Raw genomic sequence first — 23653 nt, forward strand, 5'->3', positions numbered from 1 at the left:
TCTGACAACACAGGTGATTCGATAGTCGGCAACCTGAAAACGACTTTATTGGAAAATATTTTCCAATTCAACTCATTTTAGAATTTTATTCTATTTTTTATTTCAACCTCTCCAAATGTCGATTGCAGCAAGCCCCGGCTCTCTCCAGAGAGAACCAGGGCTTGTATGTGTTCACGCAAAAACAGGTTACTTACAAGGCAATCACTCGCCCTTCCTTCGCACTCAAGCGTGCTGCGTCCAGCACAACGGCCGTAGCGACTGCATCGTCAGCATCCACAGGATTGCGACCGTTTGCGTCAATGGAATCCTGCAACTGTCGATAGAACTCAAGCCAGCACCCCTGCTCCGAAGGAACCCGCTCGCGGTGATCACCCTGCTCGAACCAGCCCCAGCGTCGATGCTCCTCGACGCCCCAGCGCTCGCCTTCGGAACTTGGCGTCAGGCCCGCCAGCGCGGCCTCCTCCTGGCCGTCCAGGCCTTCGACGCTGTAGCAACCCTGCGTACCGCTGACCCTGAAGCGCGGCCGCGGAGTGTTTTGCAGGCAACTGCCGGTCAGGTGCGAAACGACACCGTTGGCATGGATCAGGGAAATGAAAAAGGCGTGGTCCGGTGCATCGGGTGCGGAAAACTGCAATTCGGCATATACCCGGCTGGCCGGGCCGAACAGCACCAGTGCCTGATCCACCAGATGACTGCCAAGATCACGCAACAGACCACCACCGCTGGTCTTGCCCACGGACCGTGGTGAATAGCGTTCGATGCTGGACTCAAAAAGGCTGATGGAGCCGAGCACGTCGTTATCGATCAGCTTGCGCACTGTCAGAAAGTCCGAGTCCCAGCGCCGGTTCTGATAGACACTGAGCTGCACGCCCCGCCGCTTTGCCGCGTCTACAAACTCACGGGCCTGGGCAGCGTCATCGGAAAAGGGTTTGTCACTGACGACATTCACGCCCAACTCGATGGCTTCCAGTATCAGGGCGCGTCGGGAAGCCAGCGGCGTGGATATCACCACAGCATCGACACCGGCTGCGACCAGATCGGCCAGAGTATCGAAGGTCGCGACATCGGGATGATCGTTGGTCACTTCCTGCCGCCGCTCGGGTGAGCGGGTAACGACCCCCACAAATGTTGCACCGGGCAAACTCGAGAGCAGCGTTGCATGAAAATAACGCCCGCCCTTTCCGTAGCCCACCAATCCTATTCGCATGAAGTTCTCCTTTTATTGTTGTTATCTCTAACAACACTTTTTCAGCCGTAGAACTCGGGACGAGCGGCCAGGGTCACCGGCACGATTGCCCCACTGCACTGCGCCTCGACGCAGGCGTCGGCGGTCACGGCAGCGGCATAGCCATCCCAGGCTGAAGGCCCACCGACTTTACCGGCATTTACACCATCGATGAAAGCCTGCAATTCGACATCATAGGCCGCGATAAAACGGTCCTTCCAGTCCATCAGGATGGCATTCGACAGCTTGGCTTCGCTGCGCAACTGCACTTGCGAAGGCTCCGGCAGCCTGGCAATACCTGTCTCGCCCACCACTTCACACTGGATGTCATAACCGTACTGGCAGTTGACGAAGACCTCGACGTCGATGCGGGTTCCCCTGGCGGTTTCCAGCAGCACGATCTGCGGGTCCTTCAGGTGCGCCAGCGCCTTGGAGGACTTGCGCGGGAATACCACTTGCACCGAAACGTAATCATCGTCGAGCAACCAGCGCAGCACGTCGATCTCGTGGATCAGGGTGTCGGTGATTGCCATGTCAGTCTTGTAGTTCTCGCCCACGGTCGGGTTACGGTGGGCACAGTGCAACATCAATGGCTCGCCGATCCGGCCGCTGTCGATCACCGACTTCAGGGCACGGTAGCCTTCGTCATAAGGACGCATGAAGCCCACTTGCACCAGACGTTTACCGAACGCGATTTCAGCATCGACGATACGACGACAACCTTCTGCGGTGACCGCCAGGGGCTTTTCGCAGAACACTGGCTTGCCTGCGGCAATCGCCGCCAGCACGAACTCTTCATGGGTCGGCCCCCATGAGGTCACCAGAATGGCCTCGACATCGGGCGCAGCGATCAGCGCATGACCGTCGGCATAGACCTCGGCTGTGATATCCAGTTCACGAACCACATTTGCCGCCTGTTCGAGATTGATATCGGTGACAGCCACCACCTGACTGCCCAGCAGGGTCTTGCTGCAACGCCGGATGTGATCACGACCGATTGCGCCAGTACCGATTACGCCTAATTTCAAAGCCATTGCAGTGCTCCTGTTGAATGTGTTCCGAATGAATAACCGCAATCAATATTGACGGGCCTTGGCCAGTTCCTTGTTGAGCTTTTCGTACACTTGCGCAGTGGTGCCGGTAGTGGATACCTCGGCCACGCCTACCCGCCACCAGGACAGGTAGTTATGGATCATGGTCTTGGGCAGAACCTTGATATCGATCAGGGTCGAAACCGTCTGCCGTTGCGCATCCGCCAGGGCCTCGCGCAGTTGCTCAAGGGTGCTGACCTTGTAGGTCTTGCAACCATAGGCTGCTGCGCTCATGGCAAAGTCCACCGGCACGAAGCCACCATCGAGCAGACCGGTTTCCGGGTTACGGAAACGGAACTCGGTGCCGAAGCTGTTCATGCCGTTGCCCATCTGCAGGTTGTTTATGCAACCGAAGGTCATGTTGTCCAGCAGCACGATATTGATCTTGCGCCGCTCCTGAACCGAGGTCGCCAGTTCCGAGTGCAACATCATGTAGGAGCCGTCTCCCACCAGCGCGAAGACTTCCCGCTGCGGCGCGGCCAGTTTGACGCCCAGTGCCGCATTGACCTCGTAGCCCATGCAGGAATAGCCGTACTCGACGTGATAGGTATCGACTCCGGTACTGCGCCAGGCCCGCTGCAAGTCGCCCGGCAGGCTGCCTGCGGCTGCAACGATGATCGCGTCTTCGGGCAGGCTGTGATTGAGCACACCCAGCACAGCGCTCTGGGTCAGGCAGGAACCGGTCAGCTCGATGAATTCGCGCAGTACGGCCGGGTCCATGTGGTCATTGATTTCAGGAGTGAAATCCTGGGTCTGGTATTCAGCGGCATAAATGCGGTCGACTTCAGCATCCAGCTCGGCCCTGGCACGTTTGGGGGCGTCGCCCCAGGCTGCGTGGTAGTCGCTGGTCTGCAAATCCTGATGCAGGGCCTGCAAGGCTTCCCTGGCATCTGCCAGCACCTGCACACCGTCCAGTTTCTGCACGTCGAAGGCACCGACATTAAGGTTGAGAAACTGCACGTCCGGATTCTGGAACAGCCATTTCGACGCGGTGGTGAAGTCGCTGTAGCGCGTGCCGACGCCAATGATCAGATCCGCTTCCTTGGCCAACTGGTTGGCGGCCAGGGTTCCGGTTTCACCGATGCCACCCATGTTCAGCGGGTGCGCCGAAATAATCGCGCTCTTGCCTGCCTGGGTTTCTGCAAAAGGAATTGCAAAACGTTCGGCAAATGCCTGCAAAGCCTGGGCAGCACCGGAGTAACGCACTCCGCCGCCACAGATCAGCAAAGGCTTGCGCTTGCCCTTGAGCAATGCCAGCGCGTCATCGAGCATGGCCCGGCTTGGCGGGCGGCGGTCGATACGGTGTACACGTTTCTGCAGGAAGCTGTCAGGGTAATCGTAGGCTTCGGCCTGTACATCCTGAGGCAAGGCCAGGGTCACGGCGCCGGTCTCGGCCGGATCGGTCAGTACCCGCATGGCGCTGAGCGCAGCACTCATCAATTGCTCAGGGCGATTGATGCGATCCCAGTATTTGCTGACGGCCTTGAAGGCATCGTTGGTGCTGATGCTCAGGTCGTGGAATTGTTCGATCTGTTGCAGCACCGGGTCAGGCTGACGACTGGCATAGACATCGCCCGGCAGTAACAGCAAGGGAATACGGTTGGCAGAGGCGGTTGCGGCGGCGGTCAGCATATTGGCAGCGCCTGGACCGACCGAAGAAGTGCAGGCGTAAATCTTGCGCCGTAGATGCTGTTTGGCAAAACCGATGGCGGCATGGCACATGCCCTGCTCGTTACGGCCTTGATGAACAACCAGATCGCCGCTGTCCTGCTCCAGCGCCTGTCCGATCCCCAGCACGTTGCCATGGCCGAAGATCGTGAAAACCCCGGCGACGAACTTGCTCTGTACGCCATCGACTTCGACGTACTGGTTATCCAGAAACTTCACCAGGGCCTGGGCCATGGTCAATCGGGTTGTACTCATGCTCGCACCTTTGTTCTTGTGGTTGTCTCTTCGCGAATGAATTCGCTCCTACAGGTTGTGTGGGAGCGGATTTATCCGCGAAGGCAGCATTGGGACAGATGGCTCATGCTCTGCTGGATTGCCTGGGGAATGTTGTCCAGGGCATGAACACTTTCGGCAAACGGCTCGAAGGACAGATGCCCCTTGTAGCCACCGGCCAATAACCGTTCGATCTGCCCGGCGTTGCCCAGGATGTCCGCATCGCCCACCAGAACCCGATGGCCATCGCGAATGCTGTTGAGGGGGGCCTGAGCATCTTCGACACCCGAGATATGCACCAGGCCGGTCATTTCGGGAAACAGCTCCACTTCACCCGCCAGATGATGATGGAAGGTGTCATGTACCAGACGGAACACATCCAGCCCGCCAATCGCCCTGATCGCATCCACCGCCTGACGCTTGAAGCGCAGCGCACATTCCTCAAAGCCCAGAGGCTCGACGAAACCGAGGATCCCGTGTTCGCACAGGATCGGCGCCAGCTCGCTCAAGGCCGTGCGCAGGCCTGTCGCACGCTGTACGGCATTGCGCGTATCGGTGCGGTCGTTGAGCGGGCACATCACCAAGGCTTCGGCGCCACAATCGCGGGCATATTGCGCCAGCTTCGTGGCCTGGGCGCGGCGTTCGTCATTCCACACATCGAACGGATACAAGGCATTGATCGACAAAACACGCACGCCTCTGGAGGCGCATAGTTCGCGAACGGTCTGCGGCGACGTACCGTCTTCGATCTCGATGCCTTTGAGATCGTTGCGGATCTCGATTGCATCGGCCCCCAGTTTCACTGCCAGATCGACGAAATCCGGCAGTGACAAGCGTGGGGCGACCATACGATTCAGGGCAAAACGCAGAGGGTGGCTCATTGTTATTGTTCTCCACAATCCATTGTCTGAAGGTTACTTGGCGGTTGGCATGCTGAATTCAGGGCCTTTGGCGATGCTGTCCGGCCAGCGTTGCATGACACTCTTGTAGCGGCTGTAGAAGCGCAGGCCTTCTTCGCCATAGGCATGGTGATCGCCGAACAGCGAACGTTTCCAGCCACCGAAAGAGTGCCAGGCCATCGGCACCGGAATCGGCACGTTGATGCCGACCATGCCGACCTTGATGGAGCGGGCAAAGGCACGGGCCACGCCGCCGTCGCTGGTGAAGCACGACACACCATTGCCGAACTCATGGGCATTGATCAGCGCCACGGCGCTGGCGAAATCCGGTACGTGGACGATACCCAGCACCGGACCGAAGATTTCTTCCTTGTAGATCTGCATCTGGGGCGTGACGTTATCGAACAGCGTTGCACCGACGAAGAACCCTTGTTCGGCACCTGGCACCTTGAAGTTGCGACCGTCGACAATCAGCTTCGCACCTTCCTTCACGCCCTGATCGATATAGCCCTCGACCTTGGCTTTGTGTACGGCAGTGACCAGCGGCCCCATGTCAGAATCGGCCTGCATGCCATCACCGACCTTGAGCTGGTCGATGCGCGGCAGCAGTTTTTCGATCAATTGCTGGCCGACATCGCCCACCACCACGGCAATGGAGATCGCCATGCAGCGCTCACCGGCCGAACCATAGGCCGCGCCGATCAGAGCGTCAGCGGCCTGATCCAGATCGGCATCGGGCATCACGATCATATGGTTCTTGGCCCCGCCCAATGCCTGAACACGCTTGCCGTGGGCAGTGCCTTGCTGGTGGATGTACTCGGCAATCGGCGTCGACCCCACAAAGGAAATGGCCTCGATGCCCGGATGTTGCAGCAGGCCATCCACAGCTACCTTGTCGCCCTGCACGACGCTGAATACGCCGTCCGGCAAACCGGCTTCCTTCAGCAGACGCGCCATCAGCAGGCTCGCCGAAGGGTCACGTTCCGAAGGCTTGAGGATGAAACAGTTACCCGTGACCAAGGCCAGAGGAATCATCCACAGTGGCACCATCACCGGAAAGTTGAACGGCGTGACACCGGCACAGACGCCCAGTGGCTGACGCAGGTTCCAGTTGTCGATACCGCCGCCGATGTTGTCGCTGAAATCGCTTTTCAGCAGGCTCGGCGCACCGCAGGCGAACTCGACGATTTCAATGCCGCGAACGACTTCGCCACGGGCATCGGACAGCACCTTGCCGTGCTCGCGACAAATGATCTGCGCCAGCTCTTCGTGATGTTTATCCAGCAGTTCCTTGAACTTGAACATCACCCGCGCACGGCGCAGGGACGACTGGTCCGCCCAGGCGGGGAAAGCAGCCTGGGCCGAGGCGACCGCTTCGTCGATGGTCTTGAGGCTGGCCAGGGCAACCCGCGCCTGAACCTTGCCGCTGACCGGATTGAACACATCGCTGTAACGCTCGCCATCACCGTTATTCAACTGGCCGTTGATGTAATGGCCGATAACCGGGGACTCGCTCATCTGACTGACTCCAAATCGAAAGTGGTTTAAAGATCCAGCAACCAGCTGTGCTGCGGGTCGTTATTGAAATGCCAGGCGCGCGTCGGGCCTGCCATCACGTTCAGGTAATACGACTCGTAACCGTACGGCACGCTGACCGGGTGATAGCCTTTGGGCACGGTCACCAGATCGTTGTTTTCCACGGCCATGGCCTGATCGATGCTGCGATCGTCGGTGTACACCCGCTGGAAGACGAAACCCTGAGGCGGGTTGACCAGGTGGTAATAGGTTTCTTCGAGATAGCTCTCGTGGGGCAGGTTATCCATGTCGTGCTTGTGAGGCGGATAGCTGGAGGAGTGCCCGGACGGCGTGCGCACTTCAACCACCAGAAGCGAATGGGCCTGTTCAGTATCCGGCAGGATGTCGCAGACATAACGGGTATTGGCACCCTTGCCGCGAACGCTGCGTTTCATGCTGTCCGGCGTGATAAGGCGCGCCGAGCTTCGCCTGGAGCTGTCACCGGGCGCCTTGCAGACCGCCAGTTGCGCAGGCCCCAGTGCGGTGAAATGTGCCTGACTGTGGGGTGGCAGGTACACGGCGAAAGGCGACTTCTCTTCAAAGACCGAGTGCCGGTCGCCAATGTTTTCCCAACTGAAAGCGCCCTGCCCCAATGCCTCACCGCTCACACTTGCGTGCCCGGTGAGCAACACCACACACAGCTCATTGTCTTCGGCATTGAGGGACAGGCGCTCACCGGTTTCCAGACGGTAAGCGGCGAAGCCTACATACTCCAGCGCACCGTCCTGCAATTCGACGATGTCGCGTCCCTGGGCCTTGCTTTTAGTCAACAGATTCATTGTCCAATCCTCCGTTATCGAGCATCCACCAACAGTTGGCGCAGCGTGTCATAGCCTTTTTTGGCGTAGACATAACTGGGGGCAACAGCAGGGTCCTGCTCGGCTTCAACGACCAACCAGCCGTTGTAATCGGCTTGCAGCAATACCTTGAGCAGCGCCGAGAAATCGATGTCGCCATCGCCAGGCACAGTAAAGGTGCCGTTGACGATGCAGTCCGGGAAACTCCAGAGATTGTTGCGCGCCAGTTGCACAACCGGCTTGCGTACATCCTTGAAGTGAACATGACAGACGCGGTCGATATGTTTGCTCAGCACCTGCAAAGGCTCGCCGCCGCCCATGTAGCAATGGCCCGAATCGAACAGCAGGCCAACTTCAGGGCCGGTCAGTGCCATCAGGCGATCAATGTCCTGAGGCGACTCGACGTAGGCGCCCATGTGATGGTGATAAGCCAGACGCACACCCTGGGAAAGCGTGAAGCGCGCCAGCTCCGTGAGTTTGTCGGCATACTCGCGCCAGGCCGCATCAGTGTGAAAGCGAGGGCGTTCGACAAGGGGAATACGCTGCCCCTGAATGGAATCGGCAACTTCACCATACACCAGCACCGAAGCACCGTTTTGCGACAGCAGTTGTACATGGGAGGTAATGGCTTCGATTTCCTCGGCCACCGAGCGCCGCGCCAGACGACTGGAATACCAGCCTGACACCAGCGCCAGACCGTAAGGGCGCAACACATCGCCCACGCCCTTGGCGTCCTTGGGAAACTTGCCGTTGAGTTCGAAACCTTCGTAGCCGATCTCCTTGCCCTCGCTCAAGGCCGTGCTCAACGGCGTTTCGCCGCCCAGCGCCGGCAAATCGTCGTTGCTCCAGGAAATCGGATTGATGCCGATGCGGATATTGGATGCGGAAACAGACATGGCTGCACCTTTTCTTGTTGTTATCACTGCGTCAATGACGATGGGGTCAGGCGCGGGCTTCGCGCCAGGACTCGATCAACCAGATAAACGTACCCTGCACCTGATTTATCAGGGTAGCGTCGTCGATTTCACCGTTCATCCAGGCACGACTCGGCTCTCTGAAAATCGTCCGGCCAACGGCAAACCCCTTGCAGGTCGTGCTGCGACGCGCCTGGGCAAAACCGACGGCAAGCTGTTCGACCGGAGCATTGAGCCCCAGCAGCACCACACCACGGCAATACGGGTCACGTTCCTGAATCAAGGCATCCAGTTGCTGCCAGACTTCGGCACTCTGCGCTTCGATCTTCCACCACGCAGGATAGATGCCCAGGTTGTACAAACGCTTCAGGGCGCGGTACATCACATCCGGATGAGTCGACGGGTGGTCCTTGGGCGGGATGATTTCCAGCAGCAACTCATGACCACTGACTTGCGACGCTTCGTACAGCCCCTTGATCTGGGCTTCCTGCTCCAGACGCAGAAGTGGCTCATCGTCAGGGTGATACTGAACCAGACACTTGATGATCTGCTCCTGAGGCCAGCTCAGCAGATTGCTGCCAATGGAACGGCCATGCTCGAACGCCAACGGCCTGGAACCCTGCACCTCCACTGGTCGGGCAACCCACCAGTCGCGACCGGTGGCAGCATTGAGAGAGTCCTGGCCGAATCGCTGGTCGGCAAGCAGGCCGACATCGGCGTCGATACCACGCTTGCGCAGGTCGGCTTCGACACGATCGACAGCGGTTATAAAGAGCTGTTTGAGCTGACTGATGCTGCCGGGATCGCGGCCGGCCTGCTGGGCAAGCTCCACCAGTTGCCCGCGATGATCGAAGGCAAAGATGAAGAGCTGCTTCCATTGTTTGCGCGGCACACTGACCTGATGCAGGCGTTGCAAAGCGACATCGCGATCCGGGCGGGTGATCGGCACCGGGCTGTTGAACAGGTAATCAAGCTCCGCCGGTGTCGGCATGGCCGGAGCGCAGGCATGACGCGAAACCACCAGTCCGCCACAGGCATTGGCCAACTGGCAGCAGCGCTCGTCGCTGGCATCCTTGAGCCAGCCACTGAGGTAGCCGGACATGAAGGCGTCTCCAGCCCCCAGCACATTGAGCACTTCGACCCGAACACCAGGGTAAATAGCGCCGTCTTCGAGCCGGGCCGGGATAGCACCATGAATCACGGTGCAGCCTTGCGGCCCGAGCTTGACCACCAGGGTTGCAGCGGTCAGCTCACGCACCACCCGCAATGCACCGAGCAGGTCCTGGGTTCCGCCCGCGATAAGAAACTCTTCTTCCGTGCCGACGATCAGGTCAAAACGCGGCAGGATGCGCTGCACATGCTGGCTGACGTGCTGGTTGGCAACAAAACGGGTTTCGCCATCGGCCTTGCCAGCCAAACCCCACAAGACAGGCCGGTAGTCGATATCCAGAACTCGTTTGACGTTGTGCTTTTCAGCGTAATCCAGCGCCTGGCTGCTAGCCTTGAAGACTTGTTCAGTCGAGAAATGCGTGCCTGTAATCAGCAGAGCCTTGCTGGAGGCAATCTGTGCTTCGTCGATATCCTCGGCGCGAAGGGCCATGTCGGCGCAGTTTTCGCGATAGAACACCAACGGAAATGTTTCACGATCTTTCAGGCCCAGCAGCACCATGGCCGTCAGGCGCTCGGGATCACGCTTGATCGCGCTGACATCACAACCTTCACGAGCCAGTGCTTCAACGAGAAAACGCCCCATGTGATCATCGCCAACGCGGCTTAGCATGGCCGACTTAAGACCCAGACGGGCCGTGCCGAAGGCGATGTTCGCCGACGAACCACCCAGGTACTTGGCAAAGCTTGAGACATCTTCCAGCCGCGCTCCAACCTGCTGCGCGTAGAGATCGACGCCAAGGCGTCCGAGGCAGATCAGATCCAACTGACGCCCACTGACAAAGCGAGTCTGGCCCATGGTGGCTCCTGTTATTTTTATCAGCCTGCATGTCACGCAGCCGGTGCGTGAAATGCCTTTGGTGAGACAGAGCGTAAAACGTCCGGCAGCATCAATCAATAATTATTCTATAATTTTTTAAAGTGGAATATTTTTTCCAAGACGGGATGCATGGAGTGCTGGCACACTTGGCAAGCAGGTGAGATATAGTTCAAGGCTCTGTACGAAAGCAGCCAGATCAATGCGCAATCAACGACACTCGGCAATTTTCGTACAACGCCTGGCGCCCTAAAGAACAAGCAAAAAGGATTGAAATATGAACAGCACCGAGCAGCCTTCCCTGCCCGACACAGGCCTCGATACGCCACCGACCAGTGCCGAAGGTCTGCTGCGGCTGATCACCAATGAATATGACAGCCTGCCACGTCAGCTCAAACGTATTGCCAGCTACATGAGCCAGCAGAGCGACAGGATCATGGTCGATCGCATCAGCGATATCGCCCGTGAATGTGAGGTTCATCCTTCAGCCATCGTGCGCTTCTCGCAGCGCTTCGGCTTCAGCGGCTTCAGCGAAATGCAGGCGCTGTTCCGCGAGGCTTACACCCACAAGACCACGCCGGTACAGAATTACCAGCAACGCATTCGCAACATGATTGCCAACAAGTCGCAGAAAGCCCGCGGCGGCGATCTGGCCCGTGAATGTGTGAATGCCACCCTGTCGGGCCTGGAGCGCCTGGGCGCGGACCTGGACGACGACGAATTCGAGAAGGCCGTGGATCTGGTGGTCAACGCCGACAATATCTACGTGGTAGGCGTGCGACGCTCGTTCGCCGTGGCCGATTATCTGGTCTACAACCTGCAACACACCAACAAGCGCATTCACCTGATCTCGGGGCTGGGCGGCAGTTACCGGGAACAGATGCGCAGCGTGCGCGCCAATGATCTGGTCATCGCCATCAGCTTCACGCCCTACGGCAAGGAAACCCAGCATTGCCTGCGTATCGCCCAGCACAATCAGGCCAAGACGCTGATCATCACTGACAGCAACCTCTCACCTTTGGCCAAGCGGGCCAATTCGGTGCTGTTGGTCAATGAAGGCAGCTCGTTCGCCTTCCGCTCGTTGAGCGCCACACTCTGCCTGTGCCAGGCGCTGTTCATCGCCGTGGCCTATCGCCTGGAATTGAAGGTGGACGAAATTCATGAACAGGCAGGTTTCGAGGACTGAGGCAATATTTCAGGGCGCAGCCTTTATTAGAGAGGCTGCCAGTTATTTGATTGGCGTCAAAAACATGAATACATTCATTTGAATAAAACTTTTCAGTGATCCAACACAAAACAATGCTCGTATTAGCTACAAAGTTGAACATCATTATCATCTGGACGTTTTTTTCATAATCCGTTGTACAACCCCCCGAAGTGCCACCTATAGTGCCATCATCGCAGAAGGATACGCACGAGTGCCCTACGCACCAAAGGCCGAAGGACAGGAAACTTCATTGCAACTTCCTCCTGAGCCAAGCCACCATGCTATTTAACTCAAACAAAAAAGAACTGATCTCCCTCCAACAGACTATTGAGCAACAAGCCTGGCTGTTAAAAGCAATTGATCGCTCTATGGCAACCATCGAATTCGACCTGAATGGCATCGTGCTCAGTGCCAATGACAACTTCCTGAAAACCATGCATTACCGACGCGAAGATGTCGTAGGTAAAGAGCACCGGATATTCTGCCTGCCCGAATACGCGCGCAGTGCGGAATACAGTCAGTTGTGGTCACGCCTGCGCGCCGGAGAATTTGTGTCCGCAACTTTCCGTCGGGTAGCAGGTAATGGTCAGACCGTATGGCTGGAAGCCAGTTATAACCCTGTCAAGGACGAGTCAGGCAAGACAGTGAAAATCGTCAAGTACGCGATGGATATCACGGCCAAGGTCCAGGCGGACAGCGAGGCGAAAAACAAGCTTCAGGCCCTTGATCGCGCCATGGCCGTGATCGAATTCGATCTGGAAGGCCGGATTCTGTGCGCCAACAGCAACCTGACCAACCTGATGGGCTACAGCGAGAAAGAACTGATCGGCAAGAATCACCGCCTGTTGTGCCCTCAGGAAATCAGTAGCAGCAGCGAATATGTCGACTTCTGGAAGCGCCTTAACAAAGGCGAGTTTTTCAGCGGACAATTCAAGCGCGTCAACCGCCACGGTCATGTTCTTTGGCTGGAGGCCAGTTACAACCCGGTTTACGACACCGACGGGAAGCTCTGGAAGATCATCAAGTTCGCCTCGGACATCACCTCACGGGTCGAGCAGTATGAACGTGATGCCAACAGCGCGGCACAGGCCTATCACATATCGGTACAGACCCAGAAAGTCACCGAGCAGGGAACCCAGGTGATTCAGCAGGCCGCTACCGAAATGCGCCAGATCTCGGTGAACATCGAGGACTCGTCGCGCATCATCACGCAACTGGGCGAACGCTCAGAGCAGATCACCACCATCGTCAACACCATCCGCAGCATTGCCGAACAGACCAATCTGCTGGCACTGAACGCTGCAATCGAAGCGGCTCGTGCGGGCGATCAGGGTCGTGGTTTTGCGGTGGTGGCCGATGAGGTTCGCCAACTGGCAGGACGCACCAGCCGCTCCACAGCCGAAATCTCGGAGATGATCGGCGTGATCCAGAACGAAACCCGCCAGGCCATCGACAGCATGGACAACACCCGCAATAACGCCGTCAAGGGTGTCGACCTGGCAGATCAGGCAGGCTCGGTGATTGTCCAGATCAGCGAAGGCACCAGCAATGCGGTCGATGCGGTCAAGATGTTTGCGCGCCAGGATATGGGGCACTGATAGACAGCCGCTACTTCCAAACCATGCGGGGGGGGGGGCCTTGGCCGCGACGAGTTTCATCAGGCGCTTCGTCGCGGCCAAGGCCCCTCCCACGTCATGACAATGTGCTTTCACATCCGCGCTTGATTCTTTGCGCTGAGCTTCTTGGCCTTTTTCTCCAGCACCCCATAGACCAGCAACGCAATCAGCAAGGGCAACAGGAAGTAAATGGCCCGGTAGCCGATCAGACCGGCCAGCAGGCTGCCCTTGGAGAATTCCTGGGCCAGTAAAGTGATGAACACGGTTTCCAGCACCCCGAGCCCTGCCGGAATATGCGTGATGACGCCAGCAATGCTGCTGATCAGCAGCACACCCAGAATCGCCGGATAGAACGCATTGTCCGGTAGCAAGGTGTAAATCACCATCGCCATCAACGACCAGTTCAATGCTCCGAGACAGGCTTGCATCAAGGCCTGCCGGAGTGAAGGCAGGACGATTTCCTGGCCACGCAGGTTCCAGGAACGCCGCCTGGAAAAGCGGCACGCCAGCAGATAGGCAAAGCACAGCACCAGCAAGCCCACACCGATCAACTGCAAGGAAACCGTGCCAACCTCCCAGGCCTTGGGCAGTTTCGGAAACCCCATCGAGAACACGAACCCCGCCAGCAGCATATAACCCAGCCAGTTGGTAATCAGGCTGAAGCTCAGAATCCGGGTAATGGTCGGCACATCCAGCCCAAGACGCGAGTAAAGGCGATAGCGCAGGGCAATTCCGCCGACCCAGGAACTCAGGTTGAGGTTGAAGGCATAGCAGACGAAGGTCACCGGGACGACCTGCTGGATCGACAGTTTATGGCCCGTGTAATAACGCGCCAGTATGTCGAACCCGCAATACGTCAGGTAACTGGCCAGCGCCACCAGTACCGCAATACTCAGGGTGCTGGCCTTGTAGGATTGCAAGGCATGGCTGACTTCCTGCCAGTCGAGGTTCTTGACCAGCATGAACAGCAACACCGGCACCGCAATGAAGAAAAACAGATTCAAGCCACGCTTGGCCCACTTCCATCGGGTCCCGTGACTGCTGCTCGATGATGCATGGGCGACCTGTGTCATGACGATTGCTCCCTGTCCGGCAAATCCTGGCTGACCTGCTGCTCGATGACCCGCGCCTCTGGCATTACATCCCCAGCCCTCAAGGGCTTGAGGCGCACGCCATGGACGGGGAACAACCCGGCGATGGCCGGAAAGTGCCGCAGAAAGTGAAAACACAGAAAAATCATTGGCGCACGCCACCACTGGCCACGTGCCGCACCCTTGAGGTTGATCTGGGTGCTGTGCTCGGCAGCCAGATCGCGCAGATGCTCATGCAGATGTTGATTGAGGGCCGGGTCACGAATGAACAGATTGGCTTCCAGATTCAGCGCCAGGCTCAAGGGGTCCAGATTACTGGAGCCGATGGTGGACCATTCGCGGTCGATCAGCGCGACCTTGCCATGCAGCGCCCGCTGTTTGTATTCATGGATCACGACGCCATCGCGCAGCAGATAGGTGTAAGTCAGCCGTGAACAGACGCGCACGAACGGCATGTCCGGTTGCCCTTGCAGAATCAGCGTGACCTTTACCCCGCGCCGCGATGCATTGCGCAGCTCTCGCAGAAAGCGATAGCTGGGGAAAAAGTAGGCATTGGCAATGGTGATTCGCTGGGTCGCACTCCGAATGGCCTTGAGGTATTGCTCCTCGATATCGGTGGTGTGATTGCTGTTGTCACGTTCGGCCAGCAGCATCCGCGCACTGCCAGCGTATTTCAGCTTCAGGGGAATGGGTTTCAAGGTGGCACGGACCACCGGGTTGAGCATGTGCAGCGCGCTGCGATGGATATCGGCGAGAATCGGGCCACGCACCAATACGGCGTAGTCCTGTTTGGCCGTAAGCCCTGTGTCGGTCATGTGGTCGACGCTGTAGTTGATGCCACCGATGAACCCCAGTTCACCGTCGATCACCACCACCTTGCGGTGCAGGCGCCGGAACAGATTGGTACGCATGCCCATGAAGCGCGGACGCGGGTCGAACAACTGGATCTGGATGCCGGCATCGATCATGGTTTTGACGAATTCGGAACTCAAATCCGAAGTGCCGTAGTCGTCCACCGTGACCACCACCCGCGCACCATTACCCGCGGCTTCGATCAAGGCCTGCTGCAAGCCCTTGCCGATACGGTCCTCGAAAATGATGAACGTCTCGACCAGCACTTCCTTGCGAGCCGCACGGATACACTCGAAAACACGGGAAAAGAAATCCTCCCCGTTGATCAGCAACTCGACACAATTACCGTCGCGCCACTGCCCTCGCTGCTCCCTGGCATCGTTGTTCATAAGGTCACCTCCACCGCCAAGGGTGCATGATCGGAAAGATGGGACCACGGCCGGTTGGACAGCACTTTGGGCCTGTGGCTCGTCGCGTTGCGTACGTAAATCCGATCCAGCCTCAACAGCGGCCAGCGGGCTGGAAAGCTCTTGGCCGGCGCGCCAAAACGCTCGACAAAGACTTCATGCAGCCCTGTGCCTTCAAGCAACGCATCGGCACGCAAGCGCCAATCGTTGAAATCGCCGGCAACGATCACCGGCACACCGGCCGGCAGGCGCTCCATCAACTCGGCCAAAAGCTTGAGCTGTTGCCGCCGATGGCTCTCGAACAGCCCCAGATGCACACAGACCGCATGAACCTGCCCGTAATGCGGGACTTCAAGAATGCAGTGCAGCAACCCGCGCTCTTCAGTACCGTGAATGGAGATATCTAGGTTTTCGTGCTGAACGATGGGGTATTTGGACAGCAACGCATTACCGTGATGCCCTTCCGGGTACACCGCGTTGCGCCCGTAGGCAAAGTCCTTCCACATGCTGTCGGCAAGAAACTCGTACTGCGAAATCGTCGGCCAGTCCTTGATGCGCCGGGCATGACTGTTGTGTTCGCCATGGACTTCCTGCAGGAACACGATATCGGCGGACACAGTGCGCACCGCCTCACGCAGCTCCGGCAGAATGAAACGGCGGTTGAAGATGCCGAAACCCATATGCATGTTCATGGTCAGCACATTCAATGAAATGTTCGCTGATACCGGCGTTATGTTGCCCAAGGGGGGACTGGGACTGGCACTGGTCAAGGCTCGCTCCTTCACGACATTCAAGTCATATGAAGCCGGACGAATGCACAGGTTCCGTCGTTTGTCGAACAGGCAGCCGCAGATTCAACTATCTGCCAAAGACGCAATCGAACATGGACCTCTCCCATGCTTTCAAGGCATGAGGTTTACTTAATGCACAACTAGCCGAAACAGTGTCTGAAGCAGGCTTTCTGAAACCGCCTAAGCTATTCAAGATCAGCCTTGAGACAACATGACAAGGATACCGGCAGTGGATTCACCGTCTTCTGAAAGCTATACCTACCGGGCCAAATGGCTGCATTGGGCCATGGCCGTCCTGATCGTGCTGGCTTATGCCTTGATTCTCAGCCGTACCCAGTTCGGTAAGGGATCGGAATACCGAGTATTCGTCGTCCAGAGCCATTTCTGGGTTGGCATCGCGATATTGGCCCTGGCATTCTTTCGCGTTGCAGAACGCCGTCGCCATCGACCACCGGGTATTACCCCGCCGCTTGAAGGCGTGCTGCGCCTTGCGGCAACCGTGTCGCACTACGCCCTGTATGCATTCCTGTTCGCCCAGCCTGTGCTCGGTCTACTCACGGTCGTGGTTGAAAAAGGCGCGTTGCCGATCCCGCTGACAGATGTGCTGATCCCCTGGCCATTCCCTACTTCGGGCCGTGTAGCCGAGCAGTTCGAGGACCTGCACAAGTTGCTGGCCTCGATCTTTTATTACGTGATCGGGCTGCATGCGACAGCTGCGATCTGGCATCACTTCGTGCGCAAGGACAATACGCTCAAGCGGATGCTGTAGGAGAGGATTAATTGGCCTGTGCAGACTGTATGATTGCCAGCGTTCACTCCCATGGATCAAGGACACCCCATGCGCACCCGGCTGTTGACTGCTCTGACCCTTGCTGTCGGCTCTGTTTTTTGCACTCAGGTTCAAGCCAGCGGCGATGATTCCTGCTACCCGAACTGGACAATCCTCAAGGAGCGTCTGGATGTCTGCAGCAATCTGGCTTTCCTCAGCCCCGGTAACGACAGTCAGGTCAATCTGCGCTTGCTGCTGGCCGATCAGGGTGCGCTGGCGCTGCAACCCCACGCACTGAACAGCGACGATCTGGCGCAGGGTTATGGCCCGGTGCCCTTCCCTCTTTATCGTCTGGGCGCGATCAAAGTCCGGGACGAAGCTGAATCCCCGGAGCAGCCTGTCAGCGCGGCCTTGATTCCATTGCTGGAAAAACTGGGTATCAAGCACGAAGTTACCGAAACTGCTGGTGATGCGTTCCTGCAAGGAGAAGGCAGCCGCTGCCGCAGCAATGCGCAAACCAGCGCTACGGCCTTTATCGAGCAGTTGGTCGCCAGCCCGGCGTTGAACGACAGCGAACGCCGCTCGCTGGCCAATGCCCGCCTGCAATTGCTGACAGTGTGCGGCTGGGACGCCAGCCAGCAGGTCAGCAAGATCCCCGCAGATCTACCGTCCTCGACCGGCAAGGCATTCGCCACGTATCTGCGAGCCGCCAGCGACTTTTACAGCGGCCGTTTTGCCGAGGCATCGACAGGCTTTGCTGCCCTTGCCGAAAGCCCGCAGCCCTGGCTCAAGCAGACCGCGCTGTACATGAGCGCACGCACAGCGTTGAACGATGCCCAGCAAAACGCTTTCAATGAATATGGCGAACGCTCTGCCGAGCAACTGGACAAAGCTGCGCTGCAACGGGCCGAAAGCGGCTTCGAGCGGTATCTGCAAGCCTATCCTCAAGGCGAATACGCCGCTTCGGCTCAAGGCTTGCTGAGGCGCGTTCACTGGCTGGCCAATGATTCCGACAAACTCGCCAGGGATTTCGCCCTGCAACTGACTCAAACCAGCGATGCGCAACGCAACGTTTCTCTGGATGAACTGGTGAGCGAGGTGGATACCAAGCTGCTGACGGTCAACCGGCAGGCGGTGCAGACGCCTTTGCTGATGGCCATCAATGACCTGATGTGGATGCGGGAAAAGTCGACCCCGAAACTGACCGAAGCAGACCTGCAAGCGCAGAAACCGATCTTTGCCGAACAGCCTGCCCTGTATGAGTACTTGCAGGCTGCATTTGCCTTCTATGTCGAAGATAACCCGGCAAAAGCCCTGACACTGCTGCCGAGCGAACCACCGGCCACGCTCGACTACCTGAGCTTCAGCCAGCAGATGCTGCGCGGCCTGGCACTGCAAGCCCGCCAGGACTGGAAAGCCGCACAGGCCTTGTGGGAGCACCTGCTGCCGCTGGCCAAACAGCCGCTGCAACGCGAACAACTGGAACTGGCTCTGGCCATGAGTTACGAGCGAGACGAGCAATTATCCCGAGTCTTCGCAGCGGACTCTTCGATCCAGTCGCAACAGGTACGTTACACCCTGCTCAGACATGTAGCCGATGCCGATCTACTGCGCCAACAGACCACCCAGGGCCCGGACGCCACCGAGCGCAATACCGCGCTGTTCGTCCTGCTCTATAAAGACCTGCTGCGCAATCGCTATGCTGACTTTGCCGAGGACTTCAAACGATTGCCAGCCACGCTTCCCGACGAGAAGCTGGGTTACAGCCTGGGTTATGTATATGAAAAGGGACCCGAACTTGCCCTCTTCCACTGGCAAGGCGACAAGGCCCAGTCCGGCTACACCTGCCCGGGCATCGCCCAGACAGCCGCGGTCTTGCAGGCTGACAGCAAGAGCCCGCAAGGCCTGAACTGCCTGGGCGAGTTCATGCTGCGCAACCAGCTGGACAGCATGCCGCTGGACCAGAAGCGTCACGCCGACAGCCTGGGCGGTACCGCGCCGGGGTTTGCCGGTGAGGCCTTCTCCCGACTCGAAGGCTACAAGCAGGTCATCGCCAACCCCAAGGCACCACGCGACGACAAAGCCTACGCGCTGTTTCGTGCAATCAACTGCTATGCGCCCTCGGGCTATAACAGTTGTAACGGCAAGGATGTCGAACCCGCTGTACGCAAGGCCTGGTTCAAGCAATTGAAAGGCGAATTCGCCGATACCCGCTGGAGCAAATCGCTGCAGTACTACTGGTAAATCGCGATGCGTTTATGGCGTTTTCTGACGCTGCTCTGGCTGCTTGGCCCGCTGCATGCCTGGGCAGCGGTGGATGCCTCGGATTACGACGCCTTCTGGCTATGGGGCGGCGTGACCTCACAGCCGGTGCTGGCAAAAGCCAAGACGCTGTACGTGCTGCAAGGCCAGATCAGCACCTCACGCCGCGACCCGCAACAGCGGGTCAACTTCATCGCACAGGGAATGGCTGTGACCCGACTGCCTCAGGAACAGCTCTGGGTGGTATATCGCGCCCATACCCTGCGCTGGCCAGAGCCGGTCTACCGCCAGTTGCTTGGCCAGGTCGAACGCTGGAGACAGGCAGGTAATACCCTGGTCGGCATCCAGATCGATTTCGATGCCCGCACCCGCTACCTGAATGAATACGTCGACTTCCTGCGCGACCTGCGCCGCCGTCTGCCACCCGAATACCGCCTGAGCATCACCGGCCTGATGGACTGGAGCAGCAACGCCGACGCCCGCTTCATCGGCGACCTCAAAGGCGTGATCGACGAAGTGGTGGTGCAAACCTATCAGGGCCGCCACAGCATCCCCGACTACGCCGCCTACCTGCCACGCCTGAACCGCCTCGGCCTGCCGTTCAAGATCGGCCTGATTCAGGGCGGCGAATGGCAAGCGCCGGGGTATCTGCAAGACAACGAGTGGTTCAGGGGGTATGTGGTTTTCTTGCAGAATCGATAACGCGATAGCTCCTGCAAGATGAGGGTTCGGGGACTACGCTGAAACCTCCACCCTATCTCCCACGTTGCACAGGATCAGGAGAACATCATGACTCAGCATGCAAGCCTCGCCGGTAAAGTCGCACTCGTTCAGGGCGGCTCACGCGGTATCGGTGCCGCTATCGTCAGACGCCTGGCCAAGGAAGGCGCGGCCGTTGCCTTCACTTACGTCAATTCCGAGATCAATGCACTCGACTTGCAGGACAGCATCGGCGCCAACGGCGGCAAGGCACTGGCCATTCGTGCCGACAGCGCCGATGCCACCGCCATTCGCCACGCCGTAGAGACCACCGCCGAAACCTTTGGTGGCCTGGATATTCTGGTCAACAATGCAGGTGTGCTGGCCGTCGGCCCGCTGGATGAGTTCAGCCTGGAAGACTTCGACAGAATCCTGGCCGTCAACGTGCGCGGCGTGTTCATTGCCACTCAGGAGGCGGCCCGCCATATGAGCGAAGGTGGCCGCATCATCAATATCGGCAGCACCAATGCCGACCGCATGCCTTTCGCTGGCGGTGCGCCTTATGCCATGAGCAAGTCTGCACTGGTGGGCCTGACCAAAGGCCTGGCCCGTGATCTCGGCCCGCAGGGCATTACCGTCAATAACGTACAGCCAGGCCCGGTGGATACCGACATGAACCCGGCCCATGGAGAATTCGCTGAAAGCCTCATGGGTTTCATGGCCATCCCGCGTTATGGCAAAAGTGAAGAAATCGCCAGTTTCGTCGCCTACCTTGCTGGCCCGGAGACGGGCTATATCACCGGTGCCAGCCTGACCATCGACGGCGGCTTCAGCGCCTGACCCGGCCCGTAACACATCCACCTCATCGTCCCCTCGCCAGGCAAGGAAGCCGGGGATGAACCTGAAAGCTGCACTTTTTGCTTAACCGCATGAAAATTCTGAAAAAAAGTTTGCGTTCAGAAAACGTTTCGACTACATTAGCGCGCCTCGACAGACACAACAGTCTGAAGAGATACGGTGAAGTGTCCGAGTGGCTTAAGGAGCACGCCTGGAAAGTGTGTATACAAGAAATTGTATCGAGAGTTCGAATCTCTCCTTCACCGCCAAATTAGAAAAACGCGAAGCCCCTGAATTCACAGAATCTCAGGGGCTTCGTGGTTTTCGGCGTTTGAAAAATGCTCATGGGATGCACATGACAAAAACCGCGCTATTGATACTGGCCTTGCTGGTCCAGACAACCGCCCAGGCTGCTGGCGATGCAGAAGCAGGCAAGGCGGTCTTTACCCGACTCTGCTCCGGCTGCCACAAGATCGGCCCCTCGGCGCGCAGCGCATTCGGCCCGCCTCTCAACGGCATCATCGATCGCCAGGCCGCACAATACCCAGACTACAAGTACACCCCCGAGATGCAGGCTTCCGGCATCATCTGGACCCGCGAAAAGCTCAGCGCCTTCATCAAGGACCCCAGCGAAATGGTTCCCGGCACCCGCATGAAACTCTGGTGGATGGGTAACGATCAGCGCATGGAAGACCTGCTGGAGTATCTGGATGCAAATAAGTAGCCCGCTTTTTGTGGGAGGCAGCTTGATGGCGATGCCATGGAACAGCCGCCTCCCATCGACCTGCTTCACTGCCTAAAAGGGCGTGATTGACCTTACTTTTCCGGATTGTAAGGCGGGTAATCATCCTGAGTGCCCTTCTCCTTTGCCGGCGTCTTTGCAGGCTTTACAGGGTCCATTTGCGGATCCTCGGCATCGGGAGATTCCGTGTTGAAATCCGGGTCGTCTGAGTTTCCAGCCTTCGATTTATCGCCTGTCATTGCGTACCTCCAGTCAGATCGGTTTGAGTCTGATACCTGCACGTCAGAAAACCTCAAACCACAAGAGTGCGACACAACAGACCAGCGGTAGCCTCAACCCTGGGCAAATGCTAGCCTTGCGCCTTCAACGGAGAGACTTCATGAAATGGCCTTCACTGGCGCTGGCAGCCGCAGCGCTGAGCTTCAACGGCACCGCCCACAGCGAAATCTTCAAATGCACCTCACCTGAAGGCCATGTGAGCTTCGCATCCATCCCGTGCGCTGAAGGCGACGCCAGCACCTCAGTACAAAGACAAGGCCCGCCCAAGATGCTGCGCCAGGGCGAACCCGTAGACCATGCCCACAAGGTCAACCTCAAAGCCACCGAATTTCTGAAAGTCAGCGGGCGGGCGAAGGTTACTGTCTACGAGACGGAAAGTTACAAGCAATACCAGCGAGACAGACCACCGCCACCGACTGCGGTATCGCAGTGCAAGAGCCCGCGCTATGACAGCCAGTGTTTTGATCCGTCGGGTGGGCTGTCTTCGAAGAAGATGGGGAAATGAGCGGGGCTCGATAAAAGGGATGTATTGATATCGTCCCTTTTTTATCTGATGGATCGTTAGCGTTTTACCTGGGAGATAATAAGTGGCACATAGACAGGGCTGGCGGCAACAGCCTGTGCTTCGTCGATCTAGTCGGCCGAAAACTCGACATACGCCGTAATCTCTCCAAACGGGGCACTCCTCATCGCGTCAGACACAATCACTCCCGGCGAAATTGACTTGTAGCTGTAGTAAAAAAACTCTGCGGGCGTTTGATTATCTGCGGCAACGATCAAGAAATACTTGTCATCTGAGGGAGCGACGCCTGACCACCGGACAGTCATCGAGTTTTCGCCAAGCAGATGGTCAGCTATCAAATCCCCTTTTGCATTAGCCACTGCAACCCGAGGTTTCAGAGCAGTATTGAAAAGCGCAAGGCACATCTTATTGCACATCGTTCGGAGATGAATGGTATAGGCTTGCCCTTTCTTCATCTGAAAATCAAATACCCGATAATTTCCAGGCTCTTGGCCGATGGCAAGGCGTGGATCGGTGGCGCCAATCTGCCACTTTTCGGGAAAAATTTCCCAGCCAATTGGCAGAGGCGTAGACATAGCCTGCTGGATGGCTTGGGGAAATGAGTAAGCGATGGGGGTTGTGGAAGTCTTAAGCTGCTCCAGGTACTCGTGTTTCATGTTGCTGGCACAGCCTGAAAGTAGTAGGGCCAGAATGACTAATTTTAGATATTTAGAGACCCACATTATTAAGCAATCTTCCAATGGAAATACTACAGACATTTCAAGCTCCCCCCATATCTACCCACCTGCAAACTTCAACACCAACCATAACTATCAGATGGCGTTTTCAGCAACATCAGCTATCGATGGAATCGCCCCCCGTAAAATCCTGTATAAATTTTCTACCTCATAAAATTCAGCATTTTCCTTCCTGATAGCTCTATATCTACAAGACAATATCTTCAAGCTAGACGGAGCAGTTCCACAACCAACAAAACATTGACTTTATCGCAAACAGCAGCGCTACAGACCAACAAGAATTCAGCCCCTCCAGAAAAAGGAAATAGGCTTCAAAAACTGTATATGGACTGATGAATATCTGAACAATAGCCTCAGAAAACCTTTACCCACTAATGGAGCTTTTACCCACTGTAATGAATTTGCATTCTTTTGG

Annotated in this window: 20 protein-coding genes, 1 tRNA gene and 2 pseudogenes; 10 read left to right on the top strand and 13 right to left on the bottom strand. The window is 57.4% G+C overall.

The features are described from left to right. Nucleotides 1-190: 190 nt before the first annotated feature. The 8 genes from JL015_RS25895 to JL015_RS25930 all read right to left on the bottom strand — a co-directional run bounded on the left by JL015_RS25895 (nt 191) and on the right by JL015_RS25930 (nt 10408). A complete protein-coding gene (locus tag JL015_RS25895; protein ID WP_201020485.1) occupies nt 191-1207 on the bottom strand; it encodes a Gfo/Idh/MocA family protein in 1017 nt (338 codons plus the stop codon). Nucleotides 1208-1248: 41 nt separating this feature from the next. After that, a complete protein-coding gene (locus tag JL015_RS25900; RefSeq protein ID WP_201020486.1) occupies nt 1249-2259 on the bottom strand; it encodes a Gfo/Idh/MocA family protein in 1011 nt (336 codons plus the stop codon). Between the two features lie 42 nt (nt 2260-2301). Further along, nucleotides 2302-4239, bottom strand: coding sequence for a 3D-(3,5/4)-trihydroxycyclohexane-1,2-dione acylhydrolase (decyclizing) (gene iolD / locus JL015_RS25905; RefSeq protein WP_201020487.1), 1938 nt, complete (start codon nt 4237-4239; stop codon nt 2302-2304). A gap of 71 nt (nt 4240-4310) precedes the next feature. Next, nucleotides 4311-5138 carry a TIM barrel protein gene (locus tag JL015_RS25910; RefSeq protein ID WP_201020488.1) on the bottom strand — a complete coding sequence of 276 codons (828 nt, stop codon included), beginning with the start codon at nt 5136-5138 and terminating at the stop codon, nt 4311-4313. Between the two features lie 33 nt (nt 5139-5171). Then, entirely contained in the window at nt 5172-6674 is a 1503-nt protein-coding gene (locus JL015_RS25915) for a CoA-acylating methylmalonate-semialdehyde dehydrogenase (protein ID WP_201020489.1), read from the bottom strand. A 26-nt stretch (nt 6675-6700) separates the two neighbouring features. Beyond that, nucleotides 6701-7510 (bottom strand): 5-deoxy-glucuronate isomerase, encoded by an 810-nt coding sequence (iolB, locus tag JL015_RS25920; RefSeq protein WP_201020490.1) that lies wholly within the window; start codon nt 7508-7510, stop codon nt 6701-6703. Nucleotides 7511-7524: 14 nt separating this feature from the next. Then, nucleotides 7525-8424, bottom strand: coding sequence for a myo-inosose-2 dehydratase (gene iolE / locus JL015_RS25925; protein WP_201020491.1), 900 nt, complete (start codon nt 8422-8424; stop codon nt 7525-7527). A 46-nt stretch (nt 8425-8470) separates the two neighbouring features. Further along, the gene (locus JL015_RS25930; protein ID WP_201020492.1) at nt 8471-10408 is read right to left on the bottom strand and encodes a bifunctional 5-dehydro-2-deoxygluconokinase/5-dehydro-2-deoxyphosphogluconate aldolase; all 1938 of its coding nucleotides are present in this window, start codon (nt 10406-10408) and stop codon (nt 8471-8473) included. A 295-nt stretch (nt 10409-10703) separates the two neighbouring features. Here JL015_RS25930 and JL015_RS25935 point away from each other — a divergent pair, with 295 nt between their 5' ends. From JL015_RS25935 to JL015_RS28200, 3 genes and pseudogenes are all read left to right on the top strand, one after another. Beyond that, nucleotides 10704-11612 carry a MurR/RpiR family transcriptional regulator gene (locus tag JL015_RS25935; RefSeq protein WP_201006716.1) on the top strand — a complete coding sequence of 303 codons (909 nt, stop codon included), beginning with the start codon at nt 10704-10706 and terminating at the stop codon, nt 11610-11612. A gap of 299 nt (nt 11613-11911) precedes the next feature. Further along, a pseudogene (locus JL015_RS28195) lies at nt 11912-12685 on the top strand (PAS domain-containing protein); the annotation flags it as partial. Between the two features lie 108 nt (nt 12686-12793). Then, nucleotides 12794-13231, top strand: a pseudogene (locus JL015_RS28200) (methyl-accepting chemotaxis protein); the annotation flags it as partial. Between the two features lie 110 nt (nt 13232-13341). Here JL015_RS28200 and JL015_RS25945 read toward each other — a convergent pair. Genes JL015_RS25945 through JL015_RS25955 form a run of 3 tightly spaced genes read right to left on the bottom strand, consistent with a single transcriptional unit; the run spans nt 13342 to nt 16291 of the window. Further along, nucleotides 13342-14322: a lysylphosphatidylglycerol synthase domain-containing protein gene (locus tag JL015_RS25945; protein WP_201020494.1), complete on the bottom strand. Its 981-nt coding sequence runs from the start codon at nt 14320-14322 to the stop codon at nt 13342-13344. Then, nucleotides 14319-15581, bottom strand: a complete 1263-nt coding sequence (gene clsB, locus JL015_RS25950) for a cardiolipin synthase ClsB (protein ID WP_201020495.1) — start codon at nt 15579-15581, stop codon at nt 14319-14321. Before clsB ends, JL015_RS25945 begins: the two co-directional genes overlap by 4 nt. Further along, a complete protein-coding gene (locus JL015_RS25955; protein WP_081741922.1) occupies nt 15578-16291 on the bottom strand; it encodes an endonuclease/exonuclease/phosphatase family protein in 714 nt (237 codons plus the stop codon). The genes clsB and JL015_RS25955 overlap by 4 nt, the downstream gene beginning before the upstream one ends. Nucleotides 16292-16619: 328 nt before the next feature. Here JL015_RS25955 and JL015_RS25960 point away from each other — a divergent pair, with 328 nt between their 5' ends. The 6 genes from JL015_RS25960 (at nt 16620) to JL015_RS25985 (ending at nt 21681) form a co-directional block, all read left to right on the top strand. Next, nucleotides 16620-17159 (top strand): cytochrome b, encoded by a 540-nt coding sequence (locus tag JL015_RS25960; RefSeq protein ID WP_025259397.1) that lies wholly within the window; start codon nt 16620-16622, stop codon nt 17157-17159. 69 nt (nt 17160-17228) lie between these two features. Continuing rightward, nucleotides 17229-19403, top strand: a complete 2175-nt coding sequence (locus JL015_RS25965) for an outer membrane assembly lipoprotein YfiO (protein WP_201020496.1) — start codon at nt 17229-17231, stop codon at nt 19401-19403. A 6-nt stretch (nt 19404-19409) separates the two neighbouring features. Continuing rightward, nucleotides 19410-20123, top strand: coding sequence for a DUF3142 domain-containing protein (locus tag JL015_RS25970; protein ID WP_025259395.1), 714 nt, complete (start codon nt 19410-19412; stop codon nt 20121-20123). 87 nt (nt 20124-20210) lie between these two features. After that, complete coding sequence (locus tag JL015_RS25975; protein WP_201020497.1) at nt 20211-20960, top strand: 3-oxoacyl-ACP reductase family protein; 750 nt, start codon at nt 20211-20213, stop codon at nt 20958-20960. Between the two features lie 176 nt (nt 20961-21136). Then, a tRNA-Ser gene (locus tag JL015_RS25980) sits at nt 21137-21226 on the top strand. A gap of 86 nt (nt 21227-21312) precedes the next feature. Beyond that, complete coding sequence (locus JL015_RS25985) at nt 21313-21681, top strand: c-type cytochrome (protein WP_201006734.1); 369 nt, start codon at nt 21313-21315, stop codon at nt 21679-21681. Nucleotides 21682-21773: 92 nt separating this feature from the next. Here JL015_RS25985 and JL015_RS25990 read toward each other — a convergent pair whose 3' ends face one another. Continuing rightward, nucleotides 21774-21938, bottom strand: a complete 165-nt coding sequence (locus JL015_RS25990; RefSeq protein ID WP_201020498.1) for a DUF6021 family protein — start codon at nt 21936-21938, stop codon at nt 21774-21776. 140 nt (nt 21939-22078) lie between these two features. Between JL015_RS25990 and JL015_RS25995 the strand changes: the two genes are divergently transcribed. Next, nucleotides 22079-22483, top strand: coding sequence for a DUF4124 domain-containing protein (locus tag JL015_RS25995; RefSeq protein WP_201020499.1), 405 nt, complete (start codon nt 22079-22081; stop codon nt 22481-22483). A 128-nt stretch (nt 22484-22611) separates the two neighbouring features. Here JL015_RS25995 and JL015_RS26000 read toward each other — a convergent pair whose 3' ends face one another. Next, the gene (locus JL015_RS26000; RefSeq protein WP_201020500.1) at nt 22612-23259 is read right to left on the bottom strand and encodes a hypothetical protein; all 648 of its coding nucleotides are present in this window, start codon (nt 23257-23259) and stop codon (nt 22612-22614) included. Between the last annotated feature and the right edge of the window lie 394 nt (nt 23260-23653).

The sequence above is a fragment of the Pseudomonas cichorii genome, from assembly GCF_015471405.1.
In the GTDB taxonomy this organism is placed as follows: domain Bacteria; phylum Pseudomonadota; class Gammaproteobacteria; order Pseudomonadales; family Pseudomonadaceae; genus Aquipseudomonas; species Aquipseudomonas serbiensis.

Bases quoted from the DNA above. Each gene is read 5' to 3' on its own strand.
- JL015_RS25910 (WP_201020488.1), bottom strand. From the start codon at position 5,138: ATGAGCCACCCTCTGCGTTTTGCCCTGAATCGTATGGTCGCCCCACGC.
- iolD (WP_201020487.1), bottom strand. From the start codon at position 4,239: ATGAGTACAACCCGATTGACCATGGCCCAGGCCCTGGTGAAGTTTCTG.
- JL015_RS25915 (WP_201020489.1), bottom strand. From the start codon at position 6,674: ATGAGCGAGTCCCCGGTTATCGGCCATTACATCAACGGCCAGTTGAAT.
- iolE (WP_201020491.1), bottom strand. From the start codon at position 8,424: ATGTCTGTTTCCGCATCCAATATCCGCATCGGCATCAATCCGATTTCC.
- iolB (WP_201020490.1), bottom strand. From the start codon at position 7,510: ATGAATCTGTTGACTAAAAGCAAGGCCCAGGGACGCGACATCGTCGAA.
- JL015_RS25965 (WP_201020496.1), top strand. From the start codon at position 17,229: ATGCGCACCCGGCTGTTGACTGCTCTGACCCTTGCTGTCGGCTCTGTT.
- JL015_RS25995 (WP_201020499.1), top strand. From the start codon at position 22,079: ATGAAATGGCCTTCACTGGCGCTGGCAGCCGCAGCGCTGAGCTTCAAC.
- JL015_RS26000 (WP_201020500.1), bottom strand. From the start codon at position 23,259: ATGTCTGTAGTATTTCCATTGGAAGATTGCTTAATAATGTGGGTCTCT.
- JL015_RS25930 (WP_201020492.1), bottom strand. From the start codon at position 10,408: ATGGGCCAGACTCGCTTTGTCAGTGGGCGTCAGTTGGATCTGATCTGC.
- JL015_RS25990 (WP_201020498.1), bottom strand. From the start codon at position 21,938: ATGACAGGCGATAAATCGAAGGCTGGAAACTCAGACGACCCGGATTTC.
- JL015_RS25945 (WP_201020494.1), bottom strand. From the start codon at position 14,322: ATGACACAGGTCGCCCATGCATCATCGAGCAGCAGTCACGGGACCCGA.
- clsB (WP_201020495.1), bottom strand. From the start codon at position 15,581: ATGAACAACGATGCCAGGGAGCAGCGAGGGCAGTGGCGCGACGGTAAT.
- JL015_RS25900 (WP_201020486.1), bottom strand. From the start codon at position 2,259: ATGGCTTTGAAATTAGGCGTAATCGGTACTGGCGCAATCGGTCGTGAT.
- JL015_RS25955 (WP_081741922.1), bottom strand. From the start codon at position 16,291: ATGAACATGCATATGGGTTTCGGCATCTTCAACCGCCGTTTCATTCTG.
- JL015_RS25975 (WP_201020497.1), top strand. From the start codon at position 20,211: ATGACTCAGCATGCAAGCCTCGCCGGTAAAGTCGCACTCGTTCAGGGC.
- JL015_RS25970 (WP_025259395.1), top strand. From the start codon at position 19,410: ATGCGTTTATGGCGTTTTCTGACGCTGCTCTGGCTGCTTGGCCCGCTG.
- JL015_RS25935 (WP_201006716.1), top strand. From the start codon at position 10,704: ATGAACAGCACCGAGCAGCCTTCCCTGCCCGACACAGGCCTCGATACG.
- JL015_RS25985 (WP_201006734.1), top strand. From the start codon at position 21,313: ATGACAAAAACCGCGCTATTGATACTGGCCTTGCTGGTCCAGACAACC.
- JL015_RS25895 (WP_201020485.1), bottom strand. From the start codon at position 1,207: ATGCGAATAGGATTGGTGGGCTACGGAAAGGGCGGGCGTTATTTTCAT.